Here is a 13,338-nt window from a genome sequence, read left to right as displayed (position 1 = left end):
AAGAAATTGGTGTTTTATGTGTTGTTTAAAGCCAATATCTACTAAAAATAATGGTTGCAAGCAGCACATAAGCCGAAGAGAAAAAGAGGTAGTGTATGCAATGGATATTAAAAATTATCTTATTTCCGATTCGCCTTATCTTACGAATTTTGACAGCTTTTCTGAAATTCTTGCTTGGTATATGAACGGCACTTTTGTATATCGTTATGTTGTTCTGCATATTTGGAGCATTAGCTTCTTTCATTCAAGGAGAAGTCGGAATAGGTATATCGGGCTTAGTCATCGGTTTCCTATTTAGTCCTTATGGTCTCCCGATGATAGGAGCGACTGTGATAGCTTTTATTGAATTAATAAATGAGAAGATTAAAGCGGTGTAGACAAATTAGAAGTTGTAGGTGTGTTGAAATGGAAAAAGATATACAGTTATGTTTGATGGAAGAAGATGACCGAGAGCAGTTTATTTTGGATAATCAAGAAGCTTTTAACTACGGGGCTTTGGAGGAGTTTGGTTGTAGAGATAACCACTTTGAAGAAGATGGTCAAATCATTTCACGAGAGACCATCGAACAGTCCATTGACCACGGAAAGGCTTATCGTATTATTCTTGAAGAGAAAAAAGTTGGCGGTGCTGTAATTAAAGTTGATGGAGAAAAAGGAAGTTTAGACCTGCTATTCGTTTCCCCAGATGCTCACGGTAAGGGAGTTGGATCTGCTGCGTGGTGTCAAATTGAAAAGTTACATCCAGAAGTCAAAATTTGGGAGACTATAACACCATACTTTGAGCAGCGTAATATACATTTTTATGTAAATAGATGTGGGTTTCATATTGTTGAATTTTTTAATAAATTTCATCCTGACCCAAATGAGCCAGAAGCGGATGTTAAGGAATTTGATGAGCAATTTCCAGATGGAATGTTTCGGTTTGAAAAAAGAATAGATTAAATTAGAAGTTGGAGTTGCAATGGAGGGGTGCTTAATGACTATCTTAAAGATAATACTAATAACGATCGGTGTTGCATTTATTATGTTTGGATATGAGATTCATTTTCAAAAGAAGTATAATCTAATCAATGGTTTCGAAGAAGATTATAAAAACGGAAGAAAAACAGAATCGTATGCAAAAAAGGTGGGTCTAATAGAATTTGTATTGGGAATCGTATTAGCTCTAATTGGCATTTGCGTAATCATAATAAAGTAAATAACTCCCAGCTTGTCGAGCTGAATAAAATTAAATATTGAAGATATGGGGCGATAGAATGTAAAATATCTATCGCCTTTTTTTGCTCAAAATTAAAAAGAGAAGAGGTGCAAAAGTGGAATTTGACCATTTCTATAACAGAGACGGAGAGCGTATATGCTGCCGAAAACCCTTGTAACTGATGAGACGTTTAAGAACTTATCCTCGAACGCAAAGATTTTATATTCTTGCCTTTTGGAGCGAACAAGCTTGTCTTTTAGGAATAAATGGCTCGATGAAGAAAACAGAGTATATCATTTTCACTGTGGAAGAGATTATGGAGACTTTAGGAAGATCTAATAAGACGGCAGTCAAAATCCTTAACGAGCTTGATAACACCTCGGGAGGTATAGGACTTATCGAAAGAAAGAAACGAGGTTTTGGAAAGCCAAATATCATCTATGTTAGAGACTTTATGAGCGTATTTCGCTCCGAGTGTAAAAATTACACTTCAGAAGTGAAGAATTTACACTCCAGAAGTGTAGAAACTACATCTCAAGAAATGAAGAATGTACACGGAAGTAATCTTAATATAAATAATACTGAATATAGTAATCCTGATATGAGTTTAGGAAAAGTAGCCTATGGAACATTTCAAAATGTCTTTTTAACAGAGGATGAAGTAATGGACTTAAAAGAGATACTGCAAAGTCTTTTTGATAATTACATTGAAAGGCTTTCAACCTACATTCAAAGTACAGGAAAGACTTACAAAGACCACAAAGCAACTATTCTTTCCTGGTTCTATAAAGACAGAGGAAGCATTAAGCAAACAAACAAAGCTAAGTCATACAGCTTAGAAGATTATGAGATGGGAGATTATTTATGATGAAAGAATTGGCTGAGATTTTAATCAAGGGCGTTAGATATAGCTTCGATCCTGAAACGAAATATATGAAAGACGGACACGCCTATTGTAAAACTTGCCACGAAAGAAAAGGCGGTGAGGTTAGAAGCCTTATGGATATGAAATTTATCTTTAAGAATAACTGCAAATGCGACAGGGAAAGACTGGAAAAGCAGAAGCGAAGAGAAACAGATGTGTAGAATAGTATAAAAATGTCATTTTAAAGATTTTCTATCACTTCTGGAATAACAAGCATGGTTAAAAAGTAAAAAGGCTTTAGCCTTTTTATTTTTTTGTACTATTTAATTTGAAAAATTATGTGACAATTTAAAATGACCATCATGATTCATAAGCTCATCAAAGCTGTTTGTTTATACAATGTTTCCATTTTTTATAACAAGTATATTGTCATATCGTTTCATATTTTTACTCATGCTATGTGTAATTGAAACAACAGTTGTATCTTTCAACTCCAATAGATTTTTCACGATGCCATCAGCAGTCTTGTTATTACCTGTATAATTAACTCGTCTATTTTATAAATCGGATGATAATTTTATATTCAATTCAAATTTATATTAATATTTGATAATTAATATAAAAAATGGCAAAAATCCTATAAAAAAGCTGTATTTTTTAACTATTTGAGTATATAATATATTTCGGTTAATTATGTAAATATTTCTTGTAATTGAACTTATATAAATTACGTGATAAAATATTAATTTAGGTAAAGAAAGGGTGGTAAAATGAGTTTTTTGGAGAAACTTTTTGGCTCCTATAGTGATAGAGAAATAAAAAAAATAGAACCACTGGTAAATAAGGTAATGAACCTTGAAGCAAGTATGGAAAAATTGTCTGATGAAGAACTTAAAGCTAAGACACAGGAATTCAAAAATAGATATAACAACGGAGAGTCATTAGATGAAATGTTGCCGGAAGCATTTGCGGTAATGAGAGAGGCGGCATGGAGAGTACTTGGAATGAAGCACTTCAGAGTACAGGTAATAGGTGGTATTATACTTCACCAAGGACGTATTGCTGAAATGAAAACAGGGGAAGGTAAGACTCTTGTAGCGACACTTCCCGCATACTTAAATGCGCTTAGCGGTAAGGGCGTTCATATTGTAACGGTAAATGATTATCTTGCAAGCCGTGATAAGCAGTGGATGGGTAAAGTATATCAATTTTTAGGACTTACTGTCGGTTGTATTGTTCACGATATGAAACCTGAAGAGAGAAAGGTTGCATATAATGCGGATATTACTTATGGAACAAATAATGAATTCGGATTTGACTATCTAAGAGATAATATGGTTATTTACAAAGAAGAGATGGTTCAAAGAGAGCTTAATTATTGTATAGTAGATGAGGTTGACTCAATATTAATTGACGAGGCAAGAACTCCGCTTATAATTTCAGGTCAGGGAGATGAGTCTACAGATTTATATATAAGAGCAAACAATTTTGTAAATACGTTAACTCGTAGAATAAAGACAGAGGATGAGTCAAACTTTGAGAGATTTAACAGAGAGTTTGAGGAAGAAACTGTTGATTTTGTAATAAGTGAAAAGGATAAAACTTCTACACTTACAGATAAAGGTATCGCAAAGGCGGAAAGATATTTTAATATTGACAACTTGTCAGATCTTGAAAATATGGAAATTTCTCATCATATAAATCAAGCATTGAAGGCAGTAGGAAATATGAAGAGAGATATAGACTATGTCGTAAATGATGGAGAAATTATAATTGTAGATGAATTTACGGGCCGTTTGATGTATGGACGTAGATATTCAGAGGGACTACACCAGGCAATAGAGGCTAAAGAAGGTTTGGAAGTTAAGGCTGAATCTAAAACACTTGCTACAATTACATTCCAAAATTATTTCAGAATGTATTCTAAGCTTGCAGGTATGACAGGAACTGCGATGACAGAAGAATCCGAATTTAGAGATATTTATCATATAGACGTTGTTGAAATACCGACAAACAAACCGATAGCAAGAGAAGATAACAATGATTCAATTTATAAGAATGAAGATGCAAAGTTCAGAGCGGTAGTAAGAGATATACAAGTTGCACATGAAAAAGGGCAACCGGTTCTTGTCGGAACTATATCAATTGAAAAATCTGAAGAACTTTCAAAATATTTAAAGAGAGCAGGAATTAAACACAATGTATTAAATGCTAAAAAGCATGAACAGGAATCTGAAATTGTTGCTCAAGCCGGACGTTTTGGGGCAGTTACAATTGCCACAAATATGGCAGGACGTGGTACCGATATTGTACTTGGCGGTAATCCTGAATACATGGCAAAGGTTGAACTTAAAAAGCATGGAATGGAAGATGAAATTCTTGAACAGGTAGATTCATTTAACGAAACATCTGATGAAGTTATAGTTGAGGCAAGAAGACAGTATCAAGAACTTGTAAAGAAATTTAAAGTTGAAACTGACAAAGAAGCACAAGAAGTTGCGAATGCCGGCGGACTTCATATTATAGGAACTGAAAGACACGAATCACGTCGTATAGATAATCAGTTGCGTGGACGTTCAGGTCGTCAAGGAGACCCGGGCTCTACAAGATTTTATATATCCGGCGATGATGATCTTATAAGATTGTTTGCGGGAGATAGATTTAAGGATACTATGGAAAAGATAGATGCGCCTGAAGATGAACCTATCGAAGCCGGAATTCTTACAAGATTGATAGAGTCGGCACAGAGAAAAGTTGAAGGTAACAATTTTTCAATTCGTAAACATGTTTTACAATATGACGATGTCATGAATAAACAAAGAGAAGTAATATATAGGGAAAGAAGAAGAGTTCTTCAAGGTGAAAATCTTAAAGATGACATTGCACTTATGGTTGATGATGTAATTGAAAAGAATGTTGATTTCTATAATAAGGTAGATGAAACAGGAAATAGACATCTTGATTTTGAAGGTTTAGTTGGATTTGGAGTGAGAGAATTCGGATTTGATGAAGGATTCTTGGCAGATTTGAATAATTCGACAGTAGAACAAGTAATTGAAAGATTTAATACTCTTGCAAGAGAAAAATATACACAAAAGGAAGAAGAATTTGGTGACGAAAGATTTAGAGAAGTGGAAAGAGTTGTACTTCTTCAAGTAGTTGACCAAAAATGGATGGATCATATAGATGCAATGGATCAACTTAGAAAAGGTATAGGACTTAGAGCGGTAGGTCAAGTTGATCCGGTAAGAGCATATGGACAAGAAGGTTTTGACATGTTTGAAGAAATGAATGAGTCCATAAAGGAAGATACAGTAAAAATGTTGTTCCATGTGGTAAATCCGGAGAGGGTACAAAGGGTTAGAGTTGCAAAAGAGGTTGAAACTGTAAATCCTGATGACGGAAAGAAAAAGCCTTTTGTAAGAAAGACTAAAAAAGTCGGAAGAAATGATCCGTGTCCATGCGGAAGTGGAAAGAAATATAAAAATTGTTGCGGACGAAATGAATAAAAGAAAAGCTCCTAATAAGGAGCTTTTTTTATATTTCAATTGAATTTAAAACTTCTTCAAGTCTTGGAGTGATTTTTTCAATAACATAGGTAGTCATAGGATTTTCAAGATTTCCTATTTTCATGAGGTTAAAGAACGAATCGGAACCTCCGGCTTTACAAAGAGTAATATATTCATCCAATGTCTTTTTAGGATAGTTAATATATTTTAAAAGATATTGAAAAGCACAAACTTGAGCTAAGGTATAGTCAATATAGTAGAAAGGAGAGTTGAATACGTGAGCTTGACCGAACCAGTAAGTTCCTTGATTTAAATAGTCATCATCATAGTCTAAATCAGGAGTGTACATAAGTTCCAATTCATGATATTTTTGTCTTCTTTCTTTTGGAGTTGCATTCGGATTTTCATATACAAAATGTTGGAAATGATCTATTGTAGCTCCATAAGGTATAAACAGTAAAGCGCTCTTTAATGCGGAATATCTAAATTTATTGGCATCTTTTCCGAAGAATGCATTCATCCAAGGCCAAGTTAAAAATTCCATACTCATTGAATGAATTTCACAAGCTTCATAAGTTGGCCAAATATATTCAGGAAGAAGTTGATATTGAGACATAAAATTTTGAAAAGCGTGACCTGCCTCGTGAGTTATTACATCAATATCTCCTCTTGTTCCGTTGAAGTTTGAAAATATAAAAGGTGATTTATATTTATCAAAGCTTGTACAATATCCTCCTGCACGTTTTTTAGGCTTTGCAACTAAATCCATAAGTTCATTTTCAACCATAAAATCGAAAAATTTTCCTGTTTCGGGACTTAATTCCCGATACATTTTTTGAGCATTTTTAACTATGAAATCACAATCTCCATTCGGATTTGAATTTCCGTCTATAAAGTCACATGCAATATCAAAATATTTGAAATCTTCTATTCCAAGTCTTTCAGCTTGAGATTTTCTAATTGAGACTGCTAAAGGAGTAAAAGATTTTAAAAGTTTTTCTCTATATTTTGCAACATCTTTATGATCATAATCGGTTCTCTTCAACAGCTTATATTGAAGCTCTACATAGTTTTCATATCCAAGAGTGTGAGCCATATCTGTACGAACCTTTACAAGTTCATCAAAGATTGAATCAAATTCTTCTTGATGTTTTTCAAAAAAAGCATTTTTTGCTTTATATGCTTCTCTTCTCAGTTCTCTGTCCGGATCTTGTAAAAAAGGCGGCATTTGAGTTATGGTATAAATATTTCCTCTAAATTCAATTTTTGAATTTGCTATAATTTTATTATATTTTGTAATCAACTCATTTTCTTTTTGCATAAATGGAATGGCAGCATCATTTAATACAAGATTACACTCTAAGAGATTAAAATAGTGTTTTCCAAAATGTTTTTCAAGTTCACTTCTAAATTTTGAATTAAAAATTGCCTTTGAAACTTCTGTGTTAAGAGTTTCAAAAATAGGAGTGTTTTCATCAAAAAAAGAATTTTCCGCTTCATAAAATTCATCAAGAGTATCAATTGTATGTCTTACAGATGCGATAGAAAATGTGGTTTCTAAATCCTTTTTAAATTCTGCAAATTCTTCAATAATTTTAATTTGTTCATCCGCAGAGTTTGCCTTATTTAGATTTTCTTTAACGTTATTAAAATAAGCTTTAACTTTATTTATATCAGGTCTTACATACGGCATATCTTTAAATTTCATATATAACCTCCTTTGAAATTATTAATTAAAGTATAACTCTTATAAGCAGTTAATTGCAAGTAAAACAATAATAAAAACTTGTTTAATTAAATGCGATAAATCATCCATTAAATCAATATATCATCAAATTAAATCGATAAATCAAATTATATTAAAAAGTATAAAATAAAATTTATTAAATTGATATTATGACAAATTCGTGGTAAAATTTCATTACAAGAAATTATTACTTTAAATAGTTACGTTGGAAAATAGGTGAAAAAATGGAAGGAAAAATAGCTTTATGCGAAATGAAGAATCTGCATACCGGATTTAGAATTAGGGATAATTATTATGATGCTGTTGATGATGTGAGCCTAACTCTATATTCAGATGAAGTTCTTGCAATAGTTGGAGAGTCCGGATGTGGAAAAAGCACATTAGCTACCACTATAATGGGGTTACATGATTTTAATTATACCAGAGTGTCAGGTGAAGTTAATTTTGAGGGGAAAAATATACTTGAACTCAATGAAGAGGAATATAACAAGATAAGAGGCGGAAAGATAGGAATGATATTTCAAGATCCTCTTTCAGCTCTTAATCCGCTACAAAGAATAGGTCAACAAATAGAGGAAGGACTTATATATCATACGGATCTTAATGCAGAGCAGAGAAAACAAAGAGCCTTTGAACTATTGTCAAGAGTAGGAATTGAAAAGCCTGAAAGAATATATAGACAATTTCCTCATCAGCTTTCCGGTGGTATGCGTCAGCGTGTTATGATAGCAATAGCACTTAGCTGCAAACCCAAAATATTAATAGCTGACGAGCCTACAACAGCTCTTGATGTAACAATTCAAGCACAGATTTTAGACTTGATATCAGATTTACAAAAAGAAATTAAAGCGGGAATAATACTTATAACTCATGACCTCGGTGTAGTTGCGCAAATGGCGGATAGGGTTGCAGTAATGTATGCAGGAGAGATAGTTGAACTTGCAGAAAGTGAAGAACTGTTTACAAATCCATTACATCCATATACCAAGAGTTTATTAAATTCAATTCCGCATCTTGATAAAGAAGATGATAAACTTCATGTAATAAAAGGTATGGTTCCGTCATTAAAGAACCTACCGCGAACAGGTTGCAGATTCTCTGAAAGAATTCCTCATATACCTCATGAGGCTCATGAAGAAAATCCTACACTTCACGAAGTTAGTCCTGGGCATTTTGTAAGATGCACCTGCTGGAAAGATTTTTATTTTGATGAGGGGGATGACAACTAATGAGTTTACTTGAAGTAAAAGACCTTAAAGTTCATTATCCTATAAGAGGCGGATTTTTCAATAAGGTAGTTGACCATGTATATGCGGTAGACGGCGTAGATATGGTAGTAGAAGAAGGTAAGACCTACGGTTTGATAGGGGAGTCCGGATCCGGAAAATCTACCATAGGAAAAGCAATTATAGGGCTTGAGAAGGCGACATCGGGAGAAGTAATATATAAAGGAAAAAACGTTCTTGACTCCAGGGTTAGAAAAGAACTGAAATATAATCAGGATGTTCAAATGATATTTCAAGACTCAATGTCAAGTCTTGACCCGAAAAAAAGGGTATTGGACATCTTAGCGGAACCGATTAGAAATTTTGACAATCTTAATGAAGAAGCTGAAAAGAAAAGAGTATTTGAATTACTTGAAATAGTAGGTATGCCGAAGGATTCAATATATAAATATCCATTTGAATTTTCAGGCGGACAAAGACAAAGACTTGGAGTAGCAAGAGCAATAGCTTGCAAGCCGAAACTTATAATTGCAGATGAACCGGTATCTGCACTTGATCTTTCAGTTCAGGCACAAGTGCTTAATTATTTAAAAAAGATACAAAAAGATTTGAATTTGTCATATATATTTATTTCTCACGACCTCGGTGTAGTAAGACATATGTGTGATTATATTTATATAATGCACAGGGGAAGATTTACAGAAACAGGTTCCAGAGAAGATATATATAATAATCCTCAGCATATATACACAAAGAGATTGATAGCATCAATTCCTCAAATAAATCCTAAAGCGAAAGAGATTTTAAAGGAAAAGAGAGAATTAGTGGATAAAGAGTATGAACAGTCTTACTCTGAATATTACGATAAAGACGGAAAAGTATATACTCTTGAAAAAATGTCCGAGACACATTTTGTAGCACAGAAAAAAGGAGGTAATATCTAATGTGGAAAACAATACTTAGAAGAATACTTCTTATGATACCTCAACTTTTCATTTTAAGTATCTTGGTATTTATAATAGCAAAGGCGATGCCGGGAGATGCACTTACAGGTCTTATAGGACCTAAGGTAAGTCTTGAGGTAATAGAAAAGCTTAGACTTGAGGCGGGATATTACGATCCGTGGTATGTACAATATATAAGATGGATTACAAAGGCATTTCACGGTGATTTAGGAATAAGTTATAACTATAAATTACCCGTGCTTACAGTTATAGGACCTCGTGCGTTAAACAGCTTTGTACTGTCTCTTTTATCATTGATAATAATGTATATAATAGCACTTCCTGTAGGCATTTTTGCGGGAAAAAATCAAGGTTCAAGATTTGATAAAGGAGTAGTATTCTTCAACTTCTTTACATTTGCAATTCCATCATTTGTATTATATCTATTTGCAATTTTAATATTCGGATATAAACTAAAGTGGACACCTACGATAGGTTCAGTTGCAACCGGTCTTGCAAAGGGAACATTTGAATACTATTTAAGTAAATTACATCATATGATTCTACCTGCTTTGTGTATGGGAATATTAAGTACAACAGGAACAATTCAATATTTGAGAAATGAAGTAATAGATGCAAAAACATGTGATTATGTAAAAACGGCAAGAAGTAAGGGAGTTCCGATGAATAAAGTATATACAAAACACATATTCAGAAACTCGTTACTTCCGATAGCGGCATTTTTCGGATTTCAAATATCGGGACTTCTTGGAGGTTCGGTAATAGCAGAGGGAATATTTAACTATCAGGGAATGGGTAAATTTTTCTTAGAGTCGTTATTGACAAGAGATTACAGTGTAGTTACAGCACTGATATTAATATACGGACTACTTTTCTTACTCGGTTCATTAGTATCCGATATTACAATGACAATTGTAGATCCGAGAATAAGAATAGAGTAGGGGGAAGTCGGAACTATGAAACTTAAAAAGACAAAAAATAGTTTAGTGGAAGAAAACTTAAAGACAGAAAATCCGACAGGTTTTTCCGTTATTGCAAGAGAATTTAAAAAAGATAAGCTTGCAATGTTTTCGCTTATAGTATTGGTAGTATTTATAGTAACAGTTTTTGCGACTGCAATGACAATAGACTTAAAACAATTACAGGCAGTAGATATACTTAGAAAGTATGAACCGCCTTCATTCAATAACTTCTGGAATTTCTTCGGAAGAGATTCAGGTGGACGTAGTGTAATGGGATATGTAATTGTGGGAGCAAGAAACTCAATAACTATCGGCTTTGCTATTACAATAATTACAACATTGATCGGACTTATTACGGGACTTTCAATGGGGTACTATGGCGGTAAAGTAGATTCAATAGGGATGAGAATAGTAGACTTTATAGGAATTTTGCCGTCACTTATGATTATAATCGTATTTGTAAGTATATTACCTAAATATGATGTGTGGCAATTTATATTGATTTTCAGTGCGTTTTATTGGCCGGGAACAACAAGACTTGTTCGTTCAAAGGCATTGTCTGAGGCGAGAAGAGATTATGTAAATGCATCAAAGACAATGGGAACAAGTAATCTGAAAATTATGTTCGGTGGAATACTTCCTAATATTTCATCAATAATAATAGTAGATTCAACTCTTGCGCTTGCAGGAAACATCGGTGTGGAAGTTGCACTTTCATATTTGGGATTTGGACTTCCGCAATCAGTTCCGTCGCTTGGAACTCTAATATCTTATGCATCAAAGCCTGAAATCATTCAATATAAATACTATGTGTGGTTGCCTGCAGCATTGATATTATTATTTATGATGCTTGCTATAAACTACGTAGGACAGGCATTAAGACGTGCATCGGATGCAAAACAGAGATTGGGTTAATTTGGTAATAAAGCTTTGGCTTTTTACGATAAAAAAATAGGAGGGAATTATATTATGAAGAAGAATATTGCTAAGTTAGCTGGAATAATGGCTTGTGCATTATTGTTCACAGCTTGTGGAGATGTAAGCGGAGGAGGAGGTTCTTCAAAAGAGCCTACTGACGTAAAGCAAACAACATCTGCAATTGAAGAAAAATATCCTGCATTAGTTGAAAATGAAGGCGAACCTGTAGAAGGTGCAACACTAAAGGTTGCCATTGTATCAGATTCTCCATTTAAGGGAGTTTTTAACGGATTTTTATATACTGATGCGATAGACGATAACTTTATGAAGTATACAATGGACGGGGCTTTTCCTGTAGACGGAGACTTCAAATTAATTACAAACAGTGATGAAACACCTATAAATCTTTCATTTGATGAAGCTGAAAAAACAGTTACTTACAAAATTAATCCTAACTTTAAATGGTCTAATGGAGAACAAGTAACAACAGCTGATATTGTAAAGACTTATGAAATAGTTGCAAACCAAGACTATATAACAGCAGCACAATCTGCAAGATTTGATGAGTCAATGGAAAAAATAGTTGGTATTGTAGATTATAACCAAAAGAAAGCTGATAAGATTTCAGGACTTGAAGTTATAGATGATTCTACAATGAAAATACATTTAACAGAAATAACTCCGTCTGTGCTTTGGGGAGGATGTTTCTGTGGTGAATTTGTAAATGCAAAGCAATTTGAAGGCGTGGCAATGGATAAAATTATCGAATCGCCTGCACTTAGAAAAAATCCTCTTTCTTATGGTCCATACTTTATTAAAGATATGGTATCAGGAGAAAAAGTAATATTTGAAGCAAATCCATACTACTACAAGGGAGAACCTAAGATTAAGAACTTAGAAATGGAAATACTTCCACCATCTCAACAAGTAGCTGCTATAAAAGCAGGTAAGTATGACCTTGTATTTGGAACAAATGTTGATGTATTCCCTGAATTAATTGAACTTGACAACATAAATGTAGCAACAAGAATGGATTTATATATGAGCTATCTTGGATTTAAGCTTGGAACATGGGATGCTGCAAAAGGCGAAGTAGTTGTAAATCCGGAAGCAAAAATGGCAGATCCTAACTTAAGAAAGGCAATGGGATATGCAATAGATAATGATGCACTTGGAGAACAATACTACCATGGACTAAGATTTACAGCTGCATCACCTATACCACCACTATTTGCAACACTACATGATCCGGAAATTACAGGATATAAGTTGGACCTTGAAAAAGCAAAAACACTTCTTGATGAAGCGGGATTTAAAGATGTAAACGGAGATGACATCAGAGAAGATAAGAATGGAAATCCTTTAAAGATTAACTTGGCAATGATGAGCGGTTCAGAAATTCAAGAACCACTTTCTCAATACTATATGCAACAATGGAAATCTATCGGATTAGATGTAGAATTGGTTGATGGAAGACTACTTGATTTCCATAACTTCTATGACAGATTAGAAGCGGACGATGAAGGCATTGATTGTTACATGGCTGCATTCGGATTAGCATCTGACCCTGACCAAATCGGACTATTCGGAAAGAAGGCACCATTTAATATGGCTCGTTACACATCTGATGAATTACAAGCAGCAGTTGAAAAATTAGGTTCTGCAGAAGCTATGGATGATGCAAAGAGAGTAGAATTATATCATAATTTTGAAAAAGTATTTACAAATGAAGTGCCAATTATCCCACAAATGAACAGAGTAGACATTCTTCCTATAAACAAGAGAGTAAAAATGTATGACTGGAGATGGGATGACAGCGAAACAGGATTCACTTGGGCAAAGATTGAACTTGTAGCAAACGAACCTATAGCAAGTGGAAACTAATTAAAAATTAAACTACTTCAGAGAAATCTGAAGTAGTTTTTTTATATAATAAAATTTAAAAAGT

Annotated in this window: 10 protein-coding genes and 2 pseudogenes; 11 read left to right on the top strand and 1 reads right to left on the bottom strand. The window is 33.7% G+C overall.

The features are described 5' to 3' along the window. Positions 1–95 precede the first annotated feature (95 nt). From HMPREF0629_RS08150 to secA, 6 genes and pseudogenes are all read left to right on the top strand, one after another. Positions 96–377: pseudogene (locus HMPREF0629_RS08150) on the top strand (CD1845 family protein). Positions 378–405: 28 nt separating this feature from the next. Next, positions 406–942, top strand: coding sequence for a GNAT family N-acetyltransferase (locus HMPREF0629_RS06570; protein WP_039856743.1), 537 nt, complete (start codon positions 406–408; stop codon positions 940–942). Between the two features lie 19 nt (positions 943–961). After that, positions 962–1,198: a DUF3784 domain-containing protein gene (locus HMPREF0629_RS06565; RefSeq protein ID WP_369688057.1), complete on the top strand. Its 237-nt coding sequence runs from the start codon at positions 962–964 to the stop codon at positions 1,196–1,198. Positions 1,199–1,313: 115 nt separating this feature from the next. After that, positions 1,314–2,066, top strand: a pseudogene (locus HMPREF0629_RS06560) (replication initiator protein A). After that, the gene (locus tag HMPREF0629_RS06555; RefSeq protein WP_009222547.1) at positions 2,063–2,284 is read left to right on the top strand and encodes a hypothetical protein; all 222 of its coding nucleotides are present in this window, start codon (positions 2,063–2,065) and stop codon (positions 2,282–2,284) included. The pseudogene HMPREF0629_RS06560 and the gene HMPREF0629_RS06555 overlap by 4 nt, the downstream one beginning before the upstream one ends. A gap of 549 nt (positions 2,285–2,833) precedes the next feature. Next, a complete protein-coding gene (gene secA / locus HMPREF0629_RS06550; protein ID WP_009222546.1) occupies positions 2,834–5,572 on the top strand; it encodes a preprotein translocase subunit SecA in 2,739 nt (912 codons plus the stop codon). A gap of 28 nt (positions 5,573–5,600) precedes the next feature. Here secA and HMPREF0629_RS06545 read toward each other — a convergent pair whose 3' ends face one another. Then, positions 5,601–7,280 carry a M3 family oligoendopeptidase gene (locus tag HMPREF0629_RS06545; RefSeq protein WP_009222545.1) on the bottom strand — a complete coding sequence of 560 codons (1,680 nt, stop codon included), beginning with the start codon at positions 7,278–7,280 and terminating at the stop codon, positions 5,601–5,603. A 263-nt stretch (positions 7,281–7,543) separates the two neighbouring features. Between HMPREF0629_RS06545 and HMPREF0629_RS06540 the strand changes: the two genes are divergently transcribed. Genes HMPREF0629_RS06540 through HMPREF0629_RS06520 form a run of 5 tightly spaced genes read left to right on the top strand, consistent with a single transcriptional unit; the run spans position 7,544 to position 13,274 of the window. Next, positions 7,544–8,548 carry an ABC transporter ATP-binding protein gene (locus HMPREF0629_RS06540; RefSeq protein ID WP_039856741.1) on the top strand — a complete coding sequence of 335 codons (1,005 nt, stop codon included), beginning with the start codon at positions 7,544–7,546 and terminating at the stop codon, positions 8,546–8,548. Beyond that, positions 8,548–9,489: an ATP-binding cassette domain-containing protein gene (locus HMPREF0629_RS06535; RefSeq protein ID WP_039856739.1), complete on the top strand. Its 942-nt coding sequence runs from the start codon at positions 8,548–8,550 to the stop codon at positions 9,487–9,489. The genes HMPREF0629_RS06540 and HMPREF0629_RS06535 overlap by 1 nt, the downstream gene beginning before the upstream one ends. Beyond that, positions 9,489–10,451 carry an oligopeptide ABC transporter permease gene (gene opp4B, locus HMPREF0629_RS06530; protein WP_009222544.1) on the top strand — a complete coding sequence of 321 codons (963 nt, stop codon included), beginning with the start codon at positions 9,489–9,491 and terminating at the stop codon, positions 10,449–10,451. Before HMPREF0629_RS06535 ends, opp4B begins: the two co-directional genes overlap by 1 nt. 15 nt (positions 10,452–10,466) lie before the next feature. Continuing rightward, entirely contained in the window at positions 10,467–11,387 is a 921-nt protein-coding gene (locus tag HMPREF0629_RS06525) for an ABC transporter permease (RefSeq protein WP_009222543.1), read from the top strand. Between the two features lie 54 nt (positions 11,388–11,441). Further along, positions 11,442–13,274, top strand: a complete 1,833-nt coding sequence (locus tag HMPREF0629_RS06520; protein WP_036728304.1) for an oligopeptide ABC transporter substrate-binding protein — start codon at positions 11,442–11,444, stop codon at positions 13,272–13,274. Positions 13,275–13,338 lie beyond the last annotated feature (64 nt).

The organism is Peptoniphilus sp. oral taxon 386 str. F0131 (assembly GCF_000090945.1).
Classification (GTDB): domain Bacteria; phylum Bacillota; class Clostridia; order Tissierellales; family Peptoniphilaceae; genus Anaerosphaera; species Anaerosphaera mikwangii.
This window is presented reverse-complemented; position numbering and strand designations above follow the sequence as displayed.

What these genes read in the sequence shown, in the direction of transcription:
- HMPREF0629_RS06540 (WP_039856741.1), top strand. Translation starts at nt 7,544, where the DNA reads ATGGAAGGAAAAATAGCTTTATGCGAAATGAAGAATCTGCATACCGGA.
- HMPREF0629_RS06565 (WP_369688057.1), top strand. Translation starts at nt 962, where the DNA reads ATGGAGGGGTGCTTAATGACTATCTTAAAGATAATACTAATAACGATC.
- secA (WP_009222546.1), top strand. Translation starts at nt 2,834, where the DNA reads ATGAGTTTTTTGGAGAAACTTTTTGGCTCCTATAGTGATAGAGAAATA.
- opp4B (WP_009222544.1), top strand. Translation starts at nt 9,489, where the DNA reads ATGTGGAAAACAATACTTAGAAGAATACTTCTTATGATACCTCAACTT.
- HMPREF0629_RS06520 (WP_036728304.1), top strand. Translation starts at nt 11,442, where the DNA reads ATGAAGAAGAATATTGCTAAGTTAGCTGGAATAATGGCTTGTGCATTA.
- HMPREF0629_RS06525 (WP_009222543.1), top strand. Translation starts at nt 10,467, where the DNA reads ATGAAACTTAAAAAGACAAAAAATAGTTTAGTGGAAGAAAACTTAAAG.
- HMPREF0629_RS06555 (WP_009222547.1), top strand. Translation starts at nt 2,063, where the DNA reads ATGATGAAAGAATTGGCTGAGATTTTAATCAAGGGCGTTAGATATAGC.
- HMPREF0629_RS06570 (WP_039856743.1), top strand. Translation starts at nt 406, where the DNA reads ATGGAAAAAGATATACAGTTATGTTTGATGGAAGAAGATGACCGAGAG.
- HMPREF0629_RS06535 (WP_039856739.1), top strand. Translation starts at nt 8,548, where the DNA reads ATGAGTTTACTTGAAGTAAAAGACCTTAAAGTTCATTATCCTATAAGA.
- HMPREF0629_RS06545 (WP_009222545.1), bottom strand. Translation starts at nt 7,280, where the DNA reads ATGAAATTTAAAGATATGCCGTATGTAAGACCTGATATAAATAAAGTT.